The sequence below is a fragment of the Halorubrum sp. SD41 genome, assembly GCF_058630335.1.
Genome location: NZ_JBZVGZ010000026.1, coordinates 26,019 through 46,821 on the forward strand (window position 1 = coordinate 26,019; position 20,803 = coordinate 46,821).

Here is a 20,803-nt window from a genome sequence, read left to right on the forward strand (position 1 = left end):
CCGGCCGGTCCTCCGGCCCGCAGATGGAGGCCGCCTACGTCTTCCGCGTCGCCGTCCGGCTCGACCCGCCGGAGGCCGCGAGCGTCGACCCCGCTCGCTTCGAGACGACGATGGAACTCGCGGCGAGCGAGCCCGGAGCCGGCGGCTGGCTCTTCTTCCGCGACCGCCTGTGGCGCGGCGAGATCGGCGACGAACCGGCGTTCCGGCGACTGGCCGAAGAGCGGCTGGGCATCGAGGACGCCGCGAACGTCGAGGTCGCCGCCGCCGACTTCCGAGAACTCCGCACCGACGAGGCCTACCTCGACGCGCTGAAAGACGCGATCGCCGCGGAGCTCGACCGGTTCAACGCCGACTCGGTCGACGAGGCCCTCCGCAAGTACCTCGGCTCGTCGGTCCACGTCCGGGACTGAGTGGGCGGCCTCGGAACCGGACGATCGGCACGCTCCGAACCCGCAACGCACTTGCCCGCCGCCGGCGTACGGGGCGGTCCATGACCGTCGCCGACTACGATTTCCACCTGTTCGACCTCGACGGGACGCTGGTCGACGCCGAGTGGGAGTACACCCGAGCGGTGTTCGACCGCGTCGGCGACCGGCTGGGCCGCGAGTTCTCGGACCGCGAGGCGCGCGTCCTCTGGCACGGGTTCGGCGGCTCTCGCGCCGAGACGCTCCGTGAGATGGGCGTCGACCCCGACGCGTTCTGGCCGGCGTTCCACGCCGTGGAGGACCCCGCGGCCCGCGCGGAGGCGACGTACCTCCACGACGACGCCGCGCGCCTGCTCGACCGCGTGAGCGAGGTCGGCGGGCCGACCGGCCTCGTCACCCACTGCCAGGAGTTCCTCGCGGAGCCGGTCCTCGACCGCGTCGACCTCGACGGCCGCTTCGACGCGGTCGTCTGCTGCACCGACGAGACGGGGTGGAAGCCGGCGCCCGACCCGATCGAGGCCGCGATGGGCGAGCTCGGCGTCGATCCGAACCGGGCCCGCGGCTACTACGTCGGCGACGGCGAGAGCGACGTGGCGGCCGCCTGGAACGCCGGCCTCGACGCGGTCCACGTCGAACGCGTCGGCCACGACGAGCGCGGGCGATGCGTCCTCGGCGACCGACGCGTGAGCCGGCTCGACGAACTGGTCGGCGCCGGCGGGCCGGCCGACGCGTCGTGAGCGATTTATCCGCCCGCGGGGCGAGGCGCAACCCATGACCAAGTGGTTCCACAGCGGCCGGCGCCGCGACCTCTGCGCGCTCCTGTACGAGCACGGCGAGCTGCGCGCGCAGTCGCTGAAGAGCCGGCTCGAATCGCACTACGACGAGCGGATCGACCCGGGTTCCTTCTACGGGACCCTCTCCGCGCTCGTCGAGGCCGGCCACCTCGACCGGCGGACCGAGGGCATCGCCGACGTGTACGCGCTCACCGACGCGGGCGAGACGGCGCTGCTCGATCACTACGCGTGGCTCGGCGAGCGGGTCGAGGGGGGCGGCGACCGCCCGGACCTCAAGGATTAACAACTTAGCCGGCGTGAGTTAATATATGACCGTCGTCAGCGTCTCCATGCCGGAGGAGTTACTCGAACGGATCGACAGCTTCGCGGACGAACACGGATACACCGGGCGCAGCGAGGTCGTCCGCGAGGCCTCCCGGAACCTCCTCGGCGAGTTCGAGGACGCGAAGCTGGAGGACCGGGCGCTGATGGCCGTGGTGACCGTCCTCTTCAACTACGAGACGACGAGCGTCGAGGAGCGGATGATGCGGCTGCGACACGAACACGAGGGGATCGTCGCCTCAAACTTCCACAGCCACGTCGGCTCGCAGTACTGTATGGAGCTGTTCGTGTTGGAGGGCGGCCTCGAAGAGATCTCGGCGTTCGTGGGGAAGGTCCGCGCGACGAAGGACACGCTCACGGTCGATTACAGCGTCACGCCGGTCGACGAGTTCGGCGCCGGGGCGCTCGGCGACGCCCACGCGCACGCCGGGCACGGGAGCGGCGAGGCCGGCGAAGACGCGTCTGAGGAGGACGAGACGGAAGCGGGCGCGACCGCCGAGGACGACTGAGGCCGGACCGAACCGTCGTTCTGCCCCGCTCAGGCGGTCTCGGGGCGGACGGACTCGAGCGCGGCGTCGAAGTCCTCGTCGGTGACCCCGACCTCGTCGGCGTGGTCGTTGGCGGCCTCGCCGTGCTCGTCGGCGACGCGCTCGATGGCGCGCATCGCGGCCGCCCGGGTCAGCGAGGCGATCTCCGCGCCGGAGTACCCCTCCGTCTCGTCGGCGACCCGTTCCAGGTCGACGTCGTCGGTCAGCGGCTTCCCGCGGGTGTGGACATCGAGGATCTTGCGGCGCGCCTCGCGGTCCGGTTCGGGCACCTCGACGTGGGTCTCCAGGCGCCCGGGGCGGAGCAGCGCCGGGTCGAGCGCGTCCCGCCGGTTGGTCGCCGCGAGGACGACGAGGTTCGGGTTGTCGCTGGCGCGGTCGAGCTCGGTCAGCAGCTGGGAGACGACGCGCTCGCTCACGCCGGAGCCGTCGCCGCCGGCCGCGTCGCGGTCGGTCGCGACCGCGTCGATCTCGTCGAAGAAGACGATCGCGGGCGCCGCCTGCCGGGCGCGGTCGAACAGCTCGCGGACCGCCTTCTCCGACTCGCCGACGTACCGGTCGAGCAGCTCCGGGCCGGCGACCTGAATGTAGTTGACGCCGCTCTCGCCGGCGATGGCGCGCGCGAGCAGCGTCTTCCCGGTCCCCGGCGGGCCGTACAACAGGACGCCGGTCGGCGGGTCGGCGCCCGCGGCTTCGAAGAGGGGCCCGTACGACAGCGGCCACGTCACGGCGCGTTCGAGCTCCTCCTTCGCGTCGTCTAAGCCGCCCACGTCGGCGAAGTCGGTGGTCGGCTGCTCGGCGACGTACTCGCGCATCGCGCTCGGTTCGACGCTCGCGTGGGCGGCCTCGAAGTCCGCCTTGCCGACCGTCACCTCGTTCAGCGCACGCGAGTCCGACTCGCGGGCCCGGCGCAGCGCGGTCATCGCCGCCTCCTGCGCGAGCCCCTCGATGTCGGCGCCGACGAACCCGTGCGTCCGGCCCGCGATCCGGTCGAGGTCCACGTCGTCCGCGAGCGGCATCCGGCGCGTGTGGACGTCGAGGATCTGGCGGCGACCCGCCTCGCCGGGGACGCCGATCTCGATCTCGCGGTCGAACCGGCCGCCGCGGCGGAGCGCGGGGTCGATGGTGTCGACGCGGTTCGTCGCGCCGATGACGATCACGTCGCCGCGGGCGTCAAGCCCGTCCATCAGCGAGAGCAGCTGGCCGACGACCCGGTTCTCCACGTCGCCGCCGTCGTCGCGTTTCCCCGCGATCGAGTCGATCTCGTCGAAGAAGATTATCGCCGGGGCGTCGTCGCTCGCGCGCTCGAACACCTCGCGGAGCCGCTCCTCCGACTCCCCCTTGTACTTCGACATGATCTCCGGGCCGTCCACCGTGATGAACGTCGCGTCGACCTCGTTGGCGACGGCGCGGGCGATGAGCGTCTTCCCGGTCCCCGGCGGCCCGTGGAGGAGGACCCCCTTCGGCGGGTCGATGCCGAGCCGGGTGAACACCTCCGGCTCGGAGAGCGGGAGTTCGATCGTCTCCCGGACCAGCTCGAGCTCCTCGTCGAGCCCACCGATGTCCTCGTAGGTCGCGCCCGCGGTGTGTTCGGCGGGCGGGGCGTCGCCGGTCTTCGGCCGGGCGTCGTCGCCGGGGAGGTCGGTCCCCGAGCCCGAGGCGGTCCCAGATCCTCCGGCTCGGTCACTTCCCGCGTCCGTCGGCGCGTCGGCGCGGTCGCCCGCGGACCCAGCGTCGCTCGTCGGTTCGGCGTCGCCCTCGTACTCGACGGACACGTCGGTCGACGCCGTGATCCGGACGGTCCCCGCGGGCGCGGTCCGGGCGACCACGAACCGGAGGCCGCCGAGCCGCTCGACGTGGACGGCCTCGCCCTCGGTGACGGGACGGTCGCGGAGCTCGCGGGAGAGCGCGCGCTCGACCACCTCGCGGCTCACGTCCACCTCGGCGAGGCGGCCGGGCGCCGAAAGCGTCACACGGTCGGCGTCGGAAACGTCGACGGGCGCGATGGTCACGGTGTCGCCGACCTTCACGCCGGCGTTCGCACGGGTGTCGGCGTCGATGAGGACGGAGCCGTCGGGGGCGTCGGGGCCGCCCGGCCACACCTTCGCGACCGCGGTGCGCTCGCCGCGCACCTCGACCGTGTCGCCGCTGAGGAGGGCGAGCCGCTTGCGGGCCGACTCGGGGAGCCTGGCGATGCCCCGGCCCGCGTCCCGCTTCTCGGCGGCACGCACCGTGAGCCGGAGCCCTGCGGTGTCGTTCATACACACCCTTCCGGCCCGCGGCTCTTTATCCTTGTCCGACGCCGTCGCGAGCGGGTTCCCGGCCGCGGATATCGATCCAAAACGGTCGGGAGGGTAGTGACAGTTGCTTATAAATAGCGGCCGCGGTGGCGTGCGCCTGCGAGCGGCCGCCCTCGGCGGCCGCGAGCCAGCACGCGCGAGGGACGCGGCGAACGCGAGCGGCGAAGCCGCGAGCCGTGAGCCGCGAGGCTGGGGAGGCGTGAGGCGCGGTTGCGGTGCGGTCGGGTGGGACTCAAAGGGGCAGCCGGGAGGCGGGCGCAGGCGTTCACGAGAGCGAAGCTCTCGTGAGCCAATCAGAACGCGGGGCGTTCTGATGACGACGCAAGGACCACAGGGAGCGAGCAGCGCGAGCGACCGAGGACCGCAGCGAGCGTGCGCCCGCCTCCCGGCTGGGGCTTTGGAGGTATCCGTCGTCGATCCGCAGTCGATTATTTATAAGTGAGCGGCTGGGGATTTGGCGGTGTTCGCCGCCGATATGCTGCTAATCACATATAAACAGCCGTCGGCAATGCTTGAAACTCGCATTTATAAACGACTTCCGTCCCGATCGGACAGACCACAGTCAAGCGCGTATCGACCGCAACCCCCTTCCCTCGGCCGGCCGCGGTGACTGATATGCAACCGACGGGACACCTGCGGGGCGACGCGGTCCGCGTCGGCGGGGACGCCCGCCAGCGCTTCTACGACGCCCGGGGGTACGGGCGGCCGCTCGACGGGAACGAGATCGCGCTCTCGCGGGTCGAGGCCGCCCACCTGCTGTTCCGCGGCGACCTCTCCGGGATAACGCTGAGCGATGAGTCAGATCCCGTCGGCTTCGAGCGCTTCTTCGTCGCGAGCGCGGCCGCGGCCGACCGCTTTGCGGTGCGCTTCCTCGTCTACTCCGACCTCCGCGACCGGGGCTTCTACCTCTCGCCCGCCCGCGAGCCGTGGCCGGGCGGGGATGACGCCCCGAGCGACGCGGTCGACTTCGTCGCCTACGAGCGCGGCGAAACGCCCGACACGGGCAACGTGAAGTACCCGATACAGGTCGTCGGCGAACGCGAGTCCGTCGCGGCCGCGGAACTGGCCGGGCGCACCCTCGCGGTCGTCGACGAGGAGTCCGACATCACCTACTTCGCGGCCGAAGCGGGCGGCATCGAGGGCGCGACCGACTACGAGCCGCCGAGCGACCTGACCGGCGTCCTCCTCGCCGACCGCGTCGTCGTCTGGGACGCCCCCGAGGACCTCTACGAGCGCGGCTTCTACGGCCGGCCGCTCACGGGGCGCGCGGCCGACGTGGAGGGCGCGCTCCAGCTCTCGCTCGTCGAGGCCGCATCGCTCGCGGCAGACGGCCGGCTGTCGCTGTCGGCGTCGGTCGGAGACGACGGGGAGGACGACGCGGACGACGGGACCGCGACCGCACTCGACGCCGCCGCTCTGGTCGTCGCCCGCGGCCGCGACGTGGAGGGCGAGCGGTTCGACCGCCGGCTCGCGGTTTATAAGCGCCTCCGGGCGGCGGACGCGGTGCCGAAGACCGGGTTCAAGTTCGGCGCCGACTTCCGGACGTACCTCGACGTGGAGACGGTCGAGGACCTCCCGCACTCCGAGCACCTCGTGCGCGTGGTGGGACCGGACCACGAGTTCTCGCCCCGGGAGCTCTCGCTCGACGTCCGGCTCGCGGGCGGCGTCCGCAAGGAGATGGCCTTCGCGCTGACGGCAGTCGGCGACGGGCGCCCGGCGGAGAGCGGGGGTGACGACGGCGACGACGCTCCGATCGACGCCGACGTGGCGTGGCTCTCGGTCGACCGGCTGACGCCGTAGCCGACCGGAGCCGGTCCCCGCGGACAGCTACGACACCGTGACGGCGTCGTCGAACAGCGCGGCGAACAGCTTGTTCTCGGCCGCCCGGAGGTGCTGTGTGAACGTCGTCTGTGAGATGTCCATCATCGACGCAACCTCCTCGCCCGTGTGCTCGCGGGGCCACTCGAAGAACCCGGCGTAGTGCGCGGTGCGCGCCGCCTCGCGCTGTCGGTCCGTCAGCGCCCCCGCTAACTGCTTCCGGAACCCGGCCTCGGTCTGGACGTCCCGCTCGCGCTCGCGCTGCGCGACGAGCGTCAGCCCGTCGTACGCCGTCTGAAGTGCGTCGACGACGGAGCGGATGTCGTTCGAGCTGGCGACGTGCGCGACCAGCGTCCCGCTCGTCCCGGCGACCGAGAGCGACTCGACGCCCGCGCCGTACTGCGCCAGCGTCGCGACGATCGACCGCTCGCCGAGCGAGAACCGGAACAGCGAGCGTCCCTCGTGGGTGTAGACGTGCTGTGCCGCGTCGACGCCGTCGGCGCCGGCGGCGTACTCGGAGACGGCATCCGGTTCGGCGTCCGCGACCGTGACGTACTGGACGCGGTCGTCTTCGCCGCCGCCGACGTGCTCGACGTCGACCGTACAGTCCAGCTCCGCCGCCATGGTCGCCAGCGGCTCGTCGATCCCGGTCAGCTGGAACTCCAGCTCGGTGACGCTGTCCGCGGCGAGCGTCCGCTTGCTCTCGACGGCGCTGATCGCGTCGGCGACGGTGCGGCCCAGTTCTGCGAAGATGTCGCGCTCGATCAGGTCGAACGCGTCGGCGTTGCGGGTCATCACGACGAGTACGCCGTATTCCGCGCCGCGGTACGCGAGCGGCACCACGACGCAGTGCGACTCACCGGGACATCCGGCGAGGTCGTCGTCGTCGACCTCGGTGAACACCGGACGGGAGGCGTCGAGCGCCGCCTCGATCGGCGTCGGGTCGGTGGCGCACAGCGTCTCGATGTGGCCGTCGAGCGCGTCGACGTCGGCCCCCGAACACGAGCGCGGACTGACGGTGCCGTCGACGAGCCCGCGTCCGCCGGTCCAGGCCACGTCGAAGAGCTCGGCGGAGGCGAACTGCTCGCAGACGGCGGCCTCGATCTCGGCTCTCGTCGACGCGGCGACGAGCTCCCGGTTGACGTCTCGCAGCACCTCGTTCGTGTTGTTCAGGAGGGCCAACCGCTCGTTCTGGTCCTCGATGCGCAGCTCGCGTTCCTTCCGTTCGGTGACGTCGCGCTCGATCGCGACGTAGCGGTCCACCTCGCCGTCCTCGGTGATCGGCGCGATCGTCGCGTCGATCCAGCAGAGCTCCCCCGACTTCCGGCGGTTCGTCAGCTCGCCCTCCCACACCGACCCCGACTCGATCTGCTCCCAGAGCCCCTCGTAAAACTCGTCGTCGTGTTTCCCCGACTGCCAGAGTCGGGGATTCTCGCCGACCACCTCGTCCGGTCCGTACCCCGTGACCGTTTCGACGGCCGGGTTCGCGTACTCGATGGTGCCCTCCGGGTCCGTGAGGAAGATCGCGTGCCCGGCGTGTTCGATGGCCTTCCGGAAGCCCCGAAGCCGCTCGTTCGCCCGCTCTAGCCGCGCTTTGACGGCGTCCTCCTCGTCGACGTACTCGGAGAGGTAGTACACCGTCAGGAGGGTGAGCCCGCTCACGACGAGCCCGGGGAGCTCCTCGACCCCCGTGGTCGCCGTCCGGACGGTGAGCAGCTGCCGGAGCGTCATGAAGGTCAAAAGCAGCGTCAGGAAGCCGAACCGCCGATCGCGGGTGCTCGCGAGCAGCAGGACCGAGTAGCCGACGCCGAGCAGCCGAAGCCCGATCGAGAGCGCGATGATCCAGTTCATCCGCTCCGTTCCCTCCCTCGGCGGACCGTCGTCTCTGCCCCGCCGGTCGTTCGTCCGCTTCGGTACGGTGCGTTCATGTCCGGGGGGTGTCCGTTCTCGGTGATAATATCGGCGGTCGCCGTCGCGGGGCGCGAAACGGTCGATCCGGCCGACCGATCCCCCCGATCCAAACAGTATTGGTACCCGGAATATGGGGTGTTCCCTCGGAGAGCGGCCGGGGCAAACTGTATTGGTATCACCCTTTCCACCGGGGTCTGCGTACGTTCACGCGTATGACCTCCAGGACTAACCGGCCGGCGCGGAACCGAGCGCCCGTCGGCGAGACGACCGGCGACGGGTGGTGGCGATGAGCACCGCTGACGACGGGGACACCCTCCCCGGCATCCCGAACGTCGGGAAAGCCGACCTCGACGCGATGGTGGAAGCGGAGCGGCCCGACCCGCGGGAGGAGCTCGCGGACGTCGAGGCGGACACCGACCTCGGCGTCGCGATGGCCGAGGACGCGCAGCGCGTCGCTCGCGGCGAGATCACCGGCGACGATTACTGGGAGAAGTACGACGAGGCCGCCGCCGCGGAGTTCGGCGAGGCGTACCGCGAGACGCCGAACCCGGCGGTCGACTCGGGCGACCAGACGGTCTCGACCGAGACGGCCGAGTCGCTCAGCTGTGCCGTCGGGTCAATGGACACGTTCTCGACGGAGACGGCGCAGGTCGAGGACGAGGCGGGAGACGAGTCGGACGGGGGGATCGGCGCGGGCGACGAGAAGTGGGGGATGGTGATCGACCTCCAGAAGTGCGTCGGCTGCGACTCGTGTACGGTCGCGTGCAAGTCCGAGAACCGAACCCCGCCCGGGGTCTCGTACAACGTCGTGATGGAGGAGGAACACGGCGAGTTCCCGAACGTCACGCGGACGAACGTGCCGCGCCCGTGCATGCAGTGCGACAACCCGCCGTGCGTTCAGGTGTGTCCCGTCTCGGCGACGTACAAGATGGACGACGGCGTGGTCAACATCGACTACGACCGCTGTATCGGCTGTCGGTACTGCAACATCGCCTGCCCGTACGGCGCGCGGTACTTCGACTTCGGCGAGAACTACGACGACGAGGTCGAGGGGGCGGGCGAGGTCACGAGCCCGGAGTACGGCGTTGACCGCGGCCCGCGCGAGGAGGGCGAGTCGCCGATCGGCAACATCCGCAAGTGTAGCTTCTGTACGCACCGCCTCGAACGCGGCGAGGAGCCGGCCTGCGTCGAGACGTGCGTCGGCGACGCCCGGAACATGGGCGACCTCGAGAACCCCGACAGCGAGGTCGCGAAGATGGCCGACTCGTCGCGCGCGTTCCAACTGAAAGAAGACGAAGGGACCGACCCCAACGTCTACTACCTCAAATAGACCCATGGCGACACAGAGTCCACACGTCGAGTTCGACCCGGGGTTCGAGGACGACCGGCTGCGCGTCGCCTGGTACGCGGTCATCGGCGTCCTCGTCGCCGTCGGCGCGTACGCGACGTACTTCCGGCTCACGGAGGGGATGGCGAGCACGAACCTCACGAGCATCGTCCCGTGGGGCGCGTGGGTCGCGTTCTACATCTACTTCGTCGGCCTCTCGGCCGGCGCCTTCCTCGTGAGCACGATGGCCAACGTCTTCGAGGTCGAGGGGATGCACCGGATCGACCGCGACGCGCTGTTCGCGGCCGTCATCAGCATGGCGGTGGCGCTGCTGTTCGTCTGGATCGACCTCGGGCGGATGGACCGGATGTACTTCCCGTTCCTCTGGCGCCAGCTGACCTCGGCGCTCTCGTGGGAGGTCCACGCCTACGTGGCCTACATCGGGATCTTGATCACGGAGCTGTACTTCTCGATGCGGATCGACCTCGCGCGGGTCGCCGAGCGCACGTCGGGGCTCAAAAGGCGGTTCTACGCCGCGCTCGCGCTCGGCCGGCTCGACACGAGCGAGGCGTCGCAGGCGTTCGACCGACGCTGGCTCAAGCGGGCCGGCGTCGTCGGGATCCCGCTGGCGATCTTCATGGTCCACGGCGGCACCGGCGTGCTGTTCGCCGTCTCGAAGGCCCGTCCGTACTGGAACAGCGGACTGTTCCCGGTGATATTCGTCGTCTCGGCGCTGCTCAGCGGGACCGCCTTGGTGATGCTGATCTACGTGCTTCGGACCCGGCTGTTCGACGGCGAGTCGGTCGACCCGGACCTGCTGGATCGACTCGCACAGCTCGTGATCGGCTTCATCGTCATCGACGCCGCGCTGACCGCCATCGAGACGTTCATCGCGATCGCCAGCCTCCACCCCCACGAGATCGAGACCTGGCAGGTGATCATGTACGGCCCGATGTCGTGGTCGTTCTGGTGGTTCATGGTCGGCTTCAGCTGGGTGTTCCCCATGGTGTTGCTGAGCAAGCGGTCATGGCGGCGCTCGCCCTCGGTGATGGTTCTGGCCGGGCTGAGCGTCGTCGTCGGAATCGTCGCGGTGCGGTTCAACATCGTCGTTCCGGCGCAGGTCATGCCCGTGATGGAGGGGCTCCCTCACGGGTCGTACTTCCCGACCCTCGTCGAGTGGGGAACGAGCGTCGGCATGATCGGCGTCGGGCTGCTGTTGTACACGCTGGGCGCGGAGACGCTTCCGTTGACCCCGCTTTCCGGAGGTGACCACGAATGAGTTCCGACGATTCGAGCGAGGGCGGCGCGGGGGTTTCGCGTCGCGACTTCGTCAAGGCGGCCGGGAGTATCGGAGTTATCGCGGCGGCGAGCAACGCCGCGGTCGACGTGGACGTCGACGACCTGTGGACGGACGACGAACACCACTACGTCGGCGACGAGTACGGCGAGTACGGCGCGAGCGACGTGATACACACAACCTGCGGCCAGTGTAACACGTTCTGTCCGATCAAGGTCAGGCTCGCGGACGGGAGCGGCACCGGCGAGTACAGCTCGCTCGTCCGGAAGCTCGCCGGGAACCCGTACTCGTTCCTCACCACGCAGCCGTTCTCGCAGGTCCCCTACGGCAGCGACCCGGAAGACGTGGCGATGGGCGACGTCAAGGGGAGCGGCGACGTTGACACCGACCGCTGGTCGCTCTCCGGCGGTCGGATCTGCCTAAAGGGACAGGCGGGCATTCAGACGGCCTTCGACAGCTACCGCGTCCGCCAGCCGATGAAGCGGGTCGGCCCGCGGGGCTCGGGCGAGTGGAAGACCGTCTCGTGGGACGAGGCGATCCGGGACATCGTCGAGGGCGACGACGAGCTCGGCCACCCCGGGCTCGAAGACATCTGGGGATACGCCCCGCAGGAGGCGGTGATGAGCGACTGGGAGGCCGTTCAGAGCGGCGAGCTGTCCAAGTCAGCGTTCGACGAGAAGTACGCGGACGACCTCATCGACACCGACCACCCCGACCTCGGCCCGAAGTCCAACCAGATCGTCGACGTCGGCGGGTTCCGGCGGAACTTCATCCGCAACCGGCTCTGGCATCAGGGGCTCGGGTCGATCAACAGCATCCACCACGCGGGGACCTGCGGCGTCTCGAGCGTGATGGGCAACGTTCGGTCGCACGCCGCCCAGAAGAAGCGGCAGTACCCGGACGTCGAGAACTGCGAGTACCTCATCGCGTGGGGGACCAACCCGATGGTCGCCAACAAGGGCCCGACGTGGCTCGCGCCGAAGCTGACGAACGCCATCGAGGACGGGATGCGGATGGACGTCGTCGACCCGCGCCTGTCGAAGACGGCCGAGAAGGCCGACACGTGGGTGCCCGTCGAACCCGGCGCGGACGGGGCGCTCGCGCTCGGGATGGCGCGGTGGATCATCGAGAACGACCGCCACGACCTGACGTACCTCCAGAACCCCTCGCGGTCGGCCGCGAGCGACGACGACGAGCCGACGTGGAGCGACGCGACACACCTCGTCCTCGTCGACGAGCCGGCGGGGCCGAAGGCGCACGCCGCCGACCTAGGACTCGTCGACGAGGACGACGAGGCCGCCGACGACTTCGTCGCCGTCGACGCGGCGACGGGCGAGCCGCGCCCCGCGAGCGAGGTCGACACGGCGGTCCTCGACGTCGACGTGACAATCGACGGGACGGCGGTCCGGAGCGTCTGGAGCCAGTACCGCGAGCGCGTCTTCGAACACACCGTCGAGGAGTACGCCGAGATGGCCGGCGTACCGGCCGAGCAGATCGCCGAGATCGCCGACGAGTTCACCAGCCACGGCAAGCGGGCGGCGATCATGGCCTACCGCGGGCCGGCGAAGCACACCAACGGCTTCTACAACACGCGGGCGATCGCCACCCTCCAGCACCTCATCGGGAACTACGACTGGAAGGGCGGCCAGATCACGCCGTACGCCGGCTACGACACCATGTCGGGCCGGTACGAGCTCGGTTCGGTCCCGGACGGCCACTCGCCGTGGGGGATCCCCCTGCTCCGCGGCGGCGTCAACTACGAGGACACCTCGCTTTTCGACCGCGACGACGGCTACCCGGCGAAGCGGCCGTGGTTCCCCGTCGCGCCGCCGCAGGCGACCCAGGAGCTCTACGGCAGCGCCGCCGACGAGTACCCGTACGGCGTCGAGGCGCTGTTCATCCGGCCGTACTCGAACAACCACGTGATGGCGGTCGCCGGCGGCGACGAGATCCCGGCGATACTGAAGGACACCGACACGATCCCGCTGATCGTCGCCTCGGACACGGTCATCGGCGAGACGAGCCAGTACGCCGACTACATCCTGCCGGAGCCGACCTACCTCGAACGGTGGGAGAACTTCGGGACGTACCCGAACAAGCGGCTGGCCGACGAGAAGATCAGCCAGCCGGCGGTGTCGGTCGTCCCGAACGCGCGTCCGTTCGAGGACGTCCTCGTCGAGCTGTGGTCGGAGATGGACCTGCCGGGCGTCGGCGAGAACGCTGTCCCCGACGCGGACGGAGAGCTGTGGCCCCTCGAACGGGCCGAGGACTTCTACCTGAAGCTCGCCGCCAACATCGCGTACAGCCGCGACCCGGTCGAAGACGCGAGCGAGGACGAGCGACGGGTGTTCCGCGAGAGCCACGAGAACGGCCTCGGCGAGGCGTTCGACCTCGACCGCTGGAAGGCCGCGGTCACCGACGAGGAGTGGCCGAAGGTCGTCACCGTGTTGAACCGGGGCGGCCGCTTCGAGGAGCCGACCGAGGGGTACGACGAGGCGTTCGCCGAGCACGGTCACGACTACGACTACGCCGAGCGCGCGGACGACTCGAACGCCTACGACGGCGACCACATGCGGTACAAGCTCGAGTCGCGCGTCGACTTCTACAGCGAGGTCGTCCCGAACGGGAAACACTCCTTCACCGGCGAACGCTTCGACCCGCTGCCGCGGGTCGACGACGTCGAACACTACGACGGCACCGTCCAGGCCGCGGTGAGCGGCGACGATGACCGGGAGCGCCCGCTCCGGCTGATCAACTGGAAGCCGCGGACGCAGGGCATGCACCGCACCCAGAACAGCCCGTGGCTCCGCGAGACGCGCCCCGAGAACCCGCTGTGGATCAACCCCCGAGACGCCGAGGAGCGGGGCATCGAGAACGGCGACGAGATCGCTATCGACGCCGGTCGCGAGACCGTCGACGGGGTCGCGATGGTCACGAGCGGCATCCGGCCGGGCGTCGTCGGGGCGATGTGGGGCTGGGGTCGGACCGGCGACGGGGCGACGGCCCAGACAGTTGACGGCGAGACGCGGCCGGCGGTCGAGGCCGACGGCCACAGCGACTACCAGTTCGACGAGCCGATGAGCGAGGAGGCCGGGTACGCGAAGGGCCGCGACGCCGGCTTCGCGATCAACCACGTCCAGCCGTTAGACGCGCGACTCGGCGACACCGGTCTCTCGGACCTGGTCGGCGGGAGCAACGCGCAGTACGACGCCTTCGTCGACGTGGAGCGGCGGTGATCAGCATGTCCGAAACCGCTCACGAGGACTTCGACGAGACGGCGACCGCAACGGCCCGCGCGCGGCTGTACGGGCTGCTGGCGGCGACCTTCGACGGCGAGGCCGAGACGACCGCGGCCGCGATCGACGAGGGAGCCTTCGCCGCCGTCGCCGAGGCGTTCCCGATCGACATCGAGACGGCGCCCCTGCGCGGCGACGAGTACGACGCGGACGCGCTGAAGATCGGGTACGACAACCTGTTCGTCGTGCCCGGGAGCCACTACGTCCCGCCGTTCGCGTCCGCCCACGCGGTCGACCCGAGCGAGGAGTTCGAGTCTGACTCGCGGTACCACACCGCCGGGGAGGCCGGCGAGCTGCTCGGAGACCCGGCCGCCGACATGGCTGAACTGTACGCCGTCGGCGGGTTCTCGCCCGAGCGGGGCGACGACATCCCCGATCACGTCGCCGCCTGCTTCGAGTTCATGCGCGCCCTCTGCGAGCGGGAGGCGGCGCTCCGCGACGGCGACGGAACCGAGTCGGACCTCGACGCGGTCCGCGAACTCCAGGCCCGGACGCTCTCGCGGCTGGGCTGGATCGACCGGTTCGAGGAGGCCGTCGCGAGCCGCGACACCGCGGAGGGCGTCTTCGCCGCGATCGCCCGGCTCGCGCGGACGTTCACCGCGTGGGACGCGCGAGAAGTCGTCGACGCCGACGCGCAGCCGTCCGAGAACATGACCGCGTAACCACGCCACCGTAACCACACCACCGATGACAACTACCACCATCTCAGACGCAGACTTCCGTGATCGCCTCCGCGCCGTCGACGACCCGGCGCTCGGGACGGACATCGTCAGCGCCGGCCTCGTCACCGACGTGACCGTCGACGACGGGACCGCCGCCGTCGAGCTCGCGCTCGGTGCGCCCCACGCGCCGGACGAGGCCGCCATCGCGGACCGCGTCCGCGAGGTCGCCGCCGACGCGGGGATCGACGTCGAGCTCTCGGCGAACGTGCCGCTGTTCGACGCCGCCGAGTCGTCGGTCCTGCCGGGCGTCAAGAACGTGATCGCCGTCGCCTCCGGGAAGGGCGGCGTCGGGAAGAGCACCGTCGCCGTCAACCTCGCCGCCGGCCTCGCGGACCGCGGGGCGAACGTCGGGCTGTTCGACGCCGACGTGTACGGCCCGAACGTCCCGCAGATGCTCGGCGCCGACGCCGAGCCGGACGTGGCGACCGTCGACGGCGAGGAGCGGATCGAGCCGCCGACCGCGCACGGGCTCGAACTGATGAGCGTCGGCCTGCTGATCGACGAGGACGACCCGGTCGTCTGGCGCGGCCCGGTCGCACAGAACACGCTCACCGACCTCTTCGACGACGTGTCGTGGGGGTCGCTCGACTACCTCGTCGTCGATCTGCCGCCGGGGACCGGCGACGTCCAACTGACGGTGCTTCAAAATCTCCCCGTCACTGGGACGGTCGTCGTCACGACCCCCCAGTCCGTCGCGGTGGGAGACACCCGCCGGGGCGTCCAGATGTTCGGGGAGTACCGGACCAACGTGTTGGGCGTCGTCGAGAACATGAGCGGGTTCGTCTGCCCCAGCTGCGGGGACACGCACGAGATCTTCGGCGAGGACGGCGGCCGGACGCTGGCCGACGCGGTCGACGTCCCGTACCTCGGATCGCTGCCGCTGGACCCGGCCGTCCGCGCGGGGGCCGACGACGGCGAGCCGATCGTGTTCGGTGACGACGGCGACACCGCGGCGGCGTTCCGGGAGTTGGCGGCGACGGTCGCGAACAAGGTCGGCGTCCTCCGGCGTCACCACCGACAGCGGGAGAGCGAGGGGCCGACCTGAAGCGGGAGGCGCCGCCGGCGCCGACGACGACGAAGCGTTCGCGTGGGCGGTATAGCGCGAAGCCGGCCCTGAGACGCCGCCGAGCGGAGATGAATCGGCCCGCCATCGGCCGGCTGACGCCGTCGTTCACGCCTCCGCTATCCGGAAGGAGACGACGTAGGTCCGACCGTCCGCCCCGAGCGAGAAGACGTACTCGCCCGGTCGGTCGAGCACCGCGTCGCGGCGGTCCGACGCGTCCGGCGCGGTCGGGTCGTAGCGGACCTCCCACGTCTCCGTCTCGCCCGGGGGCAGCTCCCGCACGGTCAGGTTGTGGGTGCCCGCCGGGGCGTTCGCGGCCGTCTCCCACTCGGGGGCGTCCGCTCCCCGCTCCGCGGCGTTCCGGAAGACGACCCATTGGTCCGGGTTGACCGGCACCGTTCCGTCCCCGACGTTCGTGGCGGTGACGCGGACGGTCTCGGCGTCTCGTTCGAGGGACAGCGAGAGCCCGCCCGCCCGTTCGTCCGGACACACCGGGTCGTCGACCCGCTCGCCGTCCGGTCCGATCGCGGGACAGGCGGGCGAGCCGGCGGACAGGCAGCTGGCGAGGACGACGAGGCAAGCGACCGCGACGAGTGCGAACCGAGACATACCCGGGACGACCGCTCGCCGTTCAAAAGGGGTGCCGGAGGCTACGACGATCGCTTGAGCCACCGCGTCCGGGCGCGAGCGCCGTCAGAGAGCGGGAGCTTTTTCCGGCGGTGACGCCCTTCGCAACCCATGGACGATCCCTCCATGTTCCCGTCCGAGTCGGACGAGTACGACATCTCGACCGTCGACCTCAGCGACGACCGCTACGAGGTCAAACAGTCGCTGGTCCGGAACAAGTACACCGTCCGCGACAGCGCCGGAAACGTGGTCCTCCGCGGGAAACAGAAGATGTTCAAGCTGAAAGAGGAGTTCCCGTTCGTCACCGGCGACGACGAGGACGCCTTCTCGGTGAAGGCGGGCGGCATTATCGACGTCGGCGGCAACTACGCCATCGTCGACGCGGGCACCGGCGAGGAGGTCGTCGTCTTGGACGAGGACTACTCGCTGTTCGTCGAGAACTGGACGATCCGCGACCCCGACACGGGCGAGGCGCTGGCGACGATCGAATCGAAGAACAAGCTGCTCTCGGGGCTCCGCCACCTCGTCGGGGCCGCGAACCTGATCCCGAACAAGTACGAGATATTCGACGCGGACGGCGGCCACGTCGGCGACATCGAGGGACAGTTCTCGATGCGCGACGCCTACACGGTCACCGTCGACGACGCGAGCGACGTGCCGAAGGAGGCGGTCGTCGCCGCGGCGTGCATCCTCGACGCTCTAGAGAACCAGTAGCGGCGGTCGGGGCAGCCGGTCGGTAGCGGCGACACGATTTTTACTGCGTACATACAACGTGTGTACATGAGCACGAAGCGCGTCAACTTCCGGCTCCCCGAGGAGCTGGTGGAGCAAGCGGACGTCGCCGCGGAGGTGACGCACAAGGACCGGACGGAGATACTCATCGAGGCCCTCCGGCGGTACTTAGCCGAGATAGAAGACGACGAGGAGTTCCGCGAGGCGGTCGTCGAACTGTACCTCGACGGCACCGTCGGATTCGATACGCTCGCCGAAATCGTCGGACGGCAGGATGCGGAGGCGGTCCGCGCCTCGAAGGAACTCCTCGACGACGGCGAGACGCTCGCCGACGACCTCGCGGACCTGTGAATGCTGGTCGCAGACACGAGCGCGTTCGTCTCGCTCGCGGTCGGCGACGTCCTTCGCGTCGTGGTCGCCGAGTTTGAGGTCGTCACCACGGAGACCGTTCTCGACGAGCTCCGAGAGACCGCCGAGTACGACGACAGACACGGTGACGCCGCCGGTCGGGCACTGGAACTGATCGAAGAGATCGACGTGCGCTCCGTCGCCGACGAGCGCGAGGGCGTCGTCACGAGCCGGATCGACGAGGACGAGGCCAGCTGCGTCGCCATCGCCCGCGAGACGGGCGCAGAATTCCTGATCACCGACGACTACAGGGCGCTCCCGGAGCTGCGGGCGGCGGTCGACGCTCGGGTCGCGCTGTCGCCGATCGTGCTCCGGGCGTTGGTCAAACGCGGCGAGCTCGACGAAGGGGAAGCACGGGTTGCGTTTGAGACGATCGCGGAGCGACGGGACTGGCTGGAGGCCCCGATCCACCGGTACGCGCGCGAACTGTTCGAATGAGACTCGCCGACCGCGCGGTGGATTCGGCGGACCGTGGCCCGGCCCGCGCTACGGGCGAAAGTCGTCGGCGTAGTCCGCGACGAACTCGCGGACCGTCCGCGGCGGTCGGCCGAGGACCGCCTCGACGTCGTCCGTCGTCCGACCGGAGAACCCCAGGCGCACGACCGAGTACTCGGCGATCATGAACGCGACGAACCCCGGAGCGAACCCGCGCCGGTACATCTGCCGCGCGAACGTCAGTCGCGACGGGTCGGCGTATTCGATCCGCCTGCCGAGCACGTCGGAGAAGACCGCGGCCACCTCCTCGAAGTCGAGCGCGGCCGGGCCCGTTAGGTCGTAGGCGCTGTCCCCGTGTCCGGACTCGGTGAGGACGGTCGCGGCGACCGCCGCCACGTCCCGCGCGTCGGTGAAGCTCAACACGCCGTCGCCCGCCGGGACGAATATCTCGTCGCGCTCGACGATCTCCGCGCGGTGGATCTCGCTCAGATTCTGGGCGAACCACGAGGCCCGGAGGAAGGTGTGCGCGAGGTCCGTCGCCGCGAGGTGCGTCTCGATCCGGCGATGCGGGAGGACCGGGAGCTTCTCCGCGCCCAGGATCGACAGGAAGGCCACGCGGTCGACGCCCATCCGGTCGGCGGCGTCGGCGAACTCGCAGACGTCGCTCACGCCGCTTCCCGGCGGGTACAGGAGGAAGAGTCGGTCGACGTCCGCCAGCGCCGCTCCCCACGTTTCGGGGCGACCGAGATCGAACTCGACGCACTCCGGCCCCTCACCGAACCGTTCGCGTGCGTCGTCCGGGCTCCGAGTCGCGACGCGGACCGCCGCCTCCCCGTCGGAGAGTTCTCGGACGAGCGGCTCTCCGACGGTCCCCGTCGCGCCGGTAACGAGGACGCGGTCCGCGGTCGGTCGTCCTGAGTCCGCCTCGTCGATGGAGGCGCGTTCCATACGTCCCGTTCGCGGTTCGCGTATAAGAGATTCAGCCTCCGTCCGGGCACGAAGGCCTCAGCCGGCGTCGCCGCCGCGCCGCCCGGCTACTCCCCGCCCAGCTTCGACTCGCCGACCGCGTCGTGGCCCTCGATGACCTCGGTGCCGCCCATGTACGGGCGCAGCGCCTCGGGGACGGTGACGGTGCCGTCGTCGTTCTGGTAGTACTCCAAGATAGCGACGACGACCCGCGGCACCGCGAGCCCGGAGCCGTTGAGGGTGTGGAGGTACTCCGCGGACTCGTGGTGCTCCTCGCGGTATCGGATTCCGGCGCGGCGCGCCTGGAAGTCCTCGAAGTTCGACACCGAGGAGACCTCCAGCCAGCGGCCGCCCTGCTCCGGTCCCTCGTCCATGTCGTCGGCGGGCGCCCACACCTCGACGTCGTACTTCTTCGCCTGCGTGAACCCGAGGTCGCCGGTACACATCTCCAGAATGCGGTAGGGGAGCTTCAGCCGTCGGAGGACCTCCTCGGCCTCGTCGACGAGCCCCTCGAAGCGCTCGTCGCTCTCCTCTGGCCGGACGAAGTTCACCATCTCCACCTTGTTGAACTGGTGGACGCGGACGATGCCGCGCGTCTCGGTGCCGTGTTCGCCCGCCTCCTGCCGGAAGTTCGGCGTGTACGCCTGGTACTTGAGCGGGAGGTCCTCGCCGAGCAGGATCTCGTCGCGGTGGAGGTTCGTGACGGGCACCTCCGCGGTCGGGAGCAGCCAGAGGTCGTCGTCGTCGTACGCCTCCTCGTTCGACCCCTCGACGCGGTAGGCGTCCTCGGTGAACTTCGGGAGCTGGCCGGTGCCCCGCATCGACGCGGAGTTGACCGGGATCGGCGGGAACACGTCCTCGTACCCCTGCTCGCGGTGGACGTCGAGCATGAACTGGATCAGCGCGTGCTCCAGCCGGGCGCCGTCGCCCTTCGCGACGTAGAACCCGCCGCCCGCGACCTTCGCGCCGCGCTCGAAGTCGAGAATTTCGAGGTCCTCGCCGAGGTCGTAGTGCGGCTCGATCTCGTCCGGGACGTCACGGAGGTCGTCGAACCCCTCGCGACGCACCTCGACGTTCTCCGACTCGTCTTCGCCCACGGGGACCGAGTCCTGCGGGATCTGGGGGAGTTCGAGTAAGGACTCCTCCAGTTCGGCCTCCAGTTCGTCGGCGCGCTCCTCGATCTCCTGAAGCTCCGACTTGAGCTCCTGCGAGCGCTCGATCGCCTCTTGGGCCGCCTCCTCCTCGCCGGCCCCCTTCAGCTCGCCGATCTTCGAGGAGACCTCGTTGCGCTCGTGGCGCAGGTCGTCGCCGCGCTGTTTCAGCTCCCGCCACTCCTCGTCGACGTCAAGTATCCGGTCGAGGTCCACGTCGACGCCCTTGTTCGCGAGCGCCTCGCGGACGACCTCGGGGTTCTCCCGGACGAACTGTCGAGACAGCATTTGTCGGGGGTTCCGCGGGGCGACCCAAAACCGTATCGGAGCGTCGGTAACGTCTCACAGCGTCTTCTTTTAGTTAGCACTCGGTGATCGGCAGTGAACACTGCCGAAGCCCCAGCCGCTCGCTTATAAATAGTTGACAGCTGATCGGCGGCGAACACCTCCAAAGCCCCAGTCGCGAGGACGGCGCACGCTCGTTGCGCGCTTCAGTCGCTCACTCCGTTCGCTCCTTCCAGTGCTTACGTCGCCTGCGCCGTCCTCGCGACTGCCCCTTTGAGTCCCGCCCCGTCCCGCACCGCGACCGCACCTCTCACCTCCCCAGCCTCGTCGCCGGCGGCGAAGCAGCCGGCTGCCAGAGGCGCGTCGCGCCTCGCTGCCGC

General features: G+C 70.0%; 18 protein-coding genes. 13 read left to right on the top strand and 5 right to left on the bottom strand.

The features are described from left to right. Positions 1–23: 23 nt before the first annotated feature. The 4 genes from lwrS (at position 24) to AC4NMM_RS12465 (ending at position 2,049) form a co-directional block, all read left to right on the top strand. The gene (gene lwrS / locus AC4NMM_RS12450) at positions 24–410 is read left to right on the top strand and encodes an LWR-salt protein (RefSeq protein WP_491924393.1); all 387 of its coding nucleotides are present in this window, start codon (positions 24–26) and stop codon (positions 408–410) included. 80 nt (positions 411–490) lie between these two features. Continuing rightward, positions 491–1,162, top strand: a complete 672-nt coding sequence (locus AC4NMM_RS12455) for an HAD family hydrolase (RefSeq protein WP_491924394.1) — start codon at positions 491–493, stop codon at positions 1,160–1,162. 34 nt (positions 1,163–1,196) lie between these two features. Next, positions 1,197–1,502, top strand: coding sequence for a PadR family transcriptional regulator (locus tag AC4NMM_RS12460; RefSeq protein ID WP_491924395.1), 306 nt, complete (start codon positions 1,197–1,199; stop codon positions 1,500–1,502). A gap of 25 nt (positions 1,503–1,527) precedes the next feature. Continuing rightward, a complete protein-coding gene (locus AC4NMM_RS12465; RefSeq protein ID WP_491924396.1) occupies positions 1,528–2,049 on the top strand; it encodes a CopG family ribbon-helix-helix protein in 522 nt (173 codons plus the stop codon). Positions 2,050–2,078: 29 nt separating this feature from the next. Here the strand turns inward: AC4NMM_RS12465 and AC4NMM_RS12470 are convergent, their stop codons facing one another. Beyond that, positions 2,079–4,346 (bottom strand): AAA family ATPase, encoded by a 2,268-nt coding sequence (locus tag AC4NMM_RS12470; RefSeq protein ID WP_491924397.1) that lies wholly within the window; start codon positions 4,344–4,346, stop codon positions 2,079–2,081. A gap of 654 nt (positions 4,347–5,000) precedes the next feature. Between AC4NMM_RS12470 and AC4NMM_RS12475 the strand changes: the two genes are divergently transcribed. Continuing rightward, complete coding sequence (locus tag AC4NMM_RS12475; RefSeq protein ID WP_491924398.1) at positions 5,001–6,185, top strand: tRNA-intron lyase; 1,185 nt, start codon at positions 5,001–5,003, stop codon at positions 6,183–6,185. A gap of 27 nt (positions 6,186–6,212) precedes the next feature. Here AC4NMM_RS12475 and AC4NMM_RS12480 read toward each other — a convergent pair whose 3' ends face one another. Beyond that, positions 6,213–8,054 (bottom strand): bacterio-opsin activator domain-containing protein, encoded by a 1,842-nt coding sequence (locus AC4NMM_RS12480; RefSeq protein WP_026046292.1) that lies wholly within the window; start codon positions 8,052–8,054, stop codon positions 6,213–6,215. A 346-nt stretch (positions 8,055–8,400) separates the two neighbouring features. On the opposite strand from AC4NMM_RS12480, the gene AC4NMM_RS12485 reads away from it, so the two are divergent. Genes AC4NMM_RS12485 through AC4NMM_RS12505 form a run of 5 tightly spaced genes read left to right on the top strand, consistent with a single transcriptional unit; the run spans position 8,401 to position 15,801 of the window. Next, a complete protein-coding gene (locus AC4NMM_RS12485) occupies positions 8,401–9,444 on the top strand; it encodes a 4Fe-4S dicluster domain-containing protein (protein WP_017344235.1) in 1,044 nt (347 codons plus the stop codon). Between the two features lie 4 nt (positions 9,445–9,448). Next, a complete protein-coding gene (nrfD, locus tag AC4NMM_RS12490) occupies positions 9,449–10,720 on the top strand; it encodes an NrfD/PsrC family molybdoenzyme membrane anchor subunit (protein ID WP_017344234.1) in 1,272 nt (423 codons plus the stop codon). After that, positions 10,717–13,974: a molybdopterin-dependent oxidoreductase gene (locus AC4NMM_RS12495; protein WP_096395287.1), complete on the top strand. Its 3,258-nt coding sequence runs from the start codon at positions 10,717–10,719 to the stop codon at positions 13,972–13,974. Before nrfD ends, AC4NMM_RS12495 begins: the two co-directional genes overlap by 4 nt. 5 nt (positions 13,975–13,979) lie before the next feature. Beyond that, positions 13,980–14,696: a TorD/DmsD family molecular chaperone gene (locus tag AC4NMM_RS12500; RefSeq protein ID WP_017344232.1), complete on the top strand. Its 717-nt coding sequence runs from the start codon at positions 13,980–13,982 to the stop codon at positions 14,694–14,696. A 25-nt stretch (positions 14,697–14,721) separates the two neighbouring features. After that, positions 14,722–15,801 (top strand): Mrp/NBP35 family ATP-binding protein, encoded by a 1,080-nt coding sequence (locus AC4NMM_RS12505; RefSeq protein WP_017344231.1) that lies wholly within the window; start codon positions 14,722–14,724, stop codon positions 15,799–15,801. Positions 15,802–15,927: 126 nt separating this feature from the next. Here AC4NMM_RS12505 and AC4NMM_RS12510 read toward each other — a convergent pair whose 3' ends face one another. Next, positions 15,928–16,428, bottom strand: coding sequence for a hypothetical protein (locus AC4NMM_RS12510; protein ID WP_096395285.1), 501 nt, complete (start codon positions 16,426–16,428; stop codon positions 15,928–15,930). A gap of 129 nt (positions 16,429–16,557) precedes the next feature. On the opposite strand from AC4NMM_RS12510, the gene AC4NMM_RS12515 reads away from it, so the two are divergent. The 3 genes from AC4NMM_RS12515 (at position 16,558) to AC4NMM_RS12525 (ending at position 18,024) form a co-directional block, all read left to right on the top strand. Then, the gene (locus AC4NMM_RS12515; protein WP_017344229.1) at positions 16,558–17,160 is read left to right on the top strand and encodes an LURP-one-related family protein; all 603 of its coding nucleotides are present in this window, start codon (positions 16,558–16,560) and stop codon (positions 17,158–17,160) included. A gap of 66 nt (positions 17,161–17,226) precedes the next feature. Beyond that, positions 17,227–17,529 carry a ribbon-helix-helix protein, CopG family gene (locus tag AC4NMM_RS12520; RefSeq protein WP_017344228.1) on the top strand — a complete coding sequence of 101 codons (303 nt, stop codon included), beginning with the start codon at positions 17,227–17,229 and terminating at the stop codon, positions 17,527–17,529. Further along, entirely contained in the window at positions 17,530–18,024 is a 495-nt protein-coding gene (locus AC4NMM_RS12525) for a PIN domain-containing protein (protein ID WP_491924399.1), read from the top strand. Positions 18,025–18,072: 48 nt separating this feature from the next. Here the strand turns inward: AC4NMM_RS12525 and AC4NMM_RS12530 are convergent, their stop codons facing one another. Together AC4NMM_RS12530 and serS are read right to left on the bottom strand one after the other, a co-directional pair. After that, a complete protein-coding gene (locus AC4NMM_RS12530; protein WP_491924400.1) occupies positions 18,073–18,969 on the bottom strand; it encodes an NmrA family NAD(P)-binding protein in 897 nt (298 codons plus the stop codon). An 86-nt stretch (positions 18,970–19,055) separates the two neighbouring features. After that, positions 19,056–20,426 carry a serine--tRNA ligase gene (gene serS, locus AC4NMM_RS12535; RefSeq protein ID WP_096395279.1) on the bottom strand — a complete coding sequence of 457 codons (1,371 nt, stop codon included), beginning with the start codon at positions 20,424–20,426 and terminating at the stop codon, positions 19,056–19,058. Positions 20,427–20,803 lie beyond the last annotated feature (377 nt).

Excerpts from the sequence above, each read along its gene's own strand:
- lwrS (WP_491924393.1), top strand. The coding sequence starts at position 24 with ATGGAGGCCGCCTACGTCTTCCGCGTCGCCGTCCGGCTCGACCCGCCG.
- AC4NMM_RS12455 (WP_491924394.1), top strand. The coding sequence starts at position 491 with ATGACCGTCGCCGACTACGATTTCCACCTGTTCGACCTCGACGGGACG.
- AC4NMM_RS12460 (WP_491924395.1), top strand. The coding sequence starts at position 1,197 with ATGACCAAGTGGTTCCACAGCGGCCGGCGCCGCGACCTCTGCGCGCTC.
- AC4NMM_RS12465 (WP_491924396.1), top strand. The coding sequence starts at position 1,528 with ATGACCGTCGTCAGCGTCTCCATGCCGGAGGAGTTACTCGAACGGATC.
- AC4NMM_RS12470 (WP_491924397.1), bottom strand. The coding sequence starts at position 4,346 with ATGAACGACACCGCAGGGCTCCGGCTCACGGTGCGTGCCGCCGAGAAG.
- AC4NMM_RS12475 (WP_491924398.1), top strand. The coding sequence starts at position 5,001 with ATGCAACCGACGGGACACCTGCGGGGCGACGCGGTCCGCGTCGGCGGG.
- AC4NMM_RS12480 (WP_026046292.1), bottom strand. The coding sequence starts at position 8,054 with ATGAACTGGATCATCGCGCTCTCGATCGGGCTTCGGCTGCTCGGCGTC.
- AC4NMM_RS12485 (WP_017344235.1), top strand. The coding sequence starts at position 8,401 with ATGAGCACCGCTGACGACGGGGACACCCTCCCCGGCATCCCGAACGTC.
- nrfD (WP_017344234.1), top strand. The coding sequence starts at position 9,449 with ATGGCGACACAGAGTCCACACGTCGAGTTCGACCCGGGGTTCGAGGAC.
- AC4NMM_RS12495 (WP_096395287.1), top strand. The coding sequence starts at position 10,717 with ATGAGTTCCGACGATTCGAGCGAGGGCGGCGCGGGGGTTTCGCGTCGC.
- AC4NMM_RS12500 (WP_017344232.1), top strand. The coding sequence starts at position 13,980 with ATGTCCGAAACCGCTCACGAGGACTTCGACGAGACGGCGACCGCAACG.
- AC4NMM_RS12505 (WP_017344231.1), top strand. The coding sequence starts at position 14,722 with ATGACAACTACCACCATCTCAGACGCAGACTTCCGTGATCGCCTCCGC.
- AC4NMM_RS12510 (WP_096395285.1), bottom strand. The coding sequence starts at position 16,428 with ATGTCTCGGTTCGCACTCGTCGCGGTCGCTTGCCTCGTCGTCCTCGCC.
- AC4NMM_RS12515 (WP_017344229.1), top strand. The coding sequence starts at position 16,558 with ATGGACGATCCCTCCATGTTCCCGTCCGAGTCGGACGAGTACGACATC.
- AC4NMM_RS12520 (WP_017344228.1), top strand. The coding sequence starts at position 17,227 with ATGAGCACGAAGCGCGTCAACTTCCGGCTCCCCGAGGAGCTGGTGGAG.
- AC4NMM_RS12525 (WP_491924399.1), top strand. The coding sequence starts at position 17,530 with ATGCTGGTCGCAGACACGAGCGCGTTCGTCTCGCTCGCGGTCGGCGAC.
- AC4NMM_RS12530 (WP_491924400.1), bottom strand. The coding sequence starts at position 18,969 with ATGGAACGCGCCTCCATCGACGAGGCGGACTCAGGACGACCGACCGCG.
- serS (WP_096395279.1), bottom strand. The coding sequence starts at position 20,426 with ATGCTGTCTCGACAGTTCGTCCGGGAGAACCCCGAGGTCGTCCGCGAG.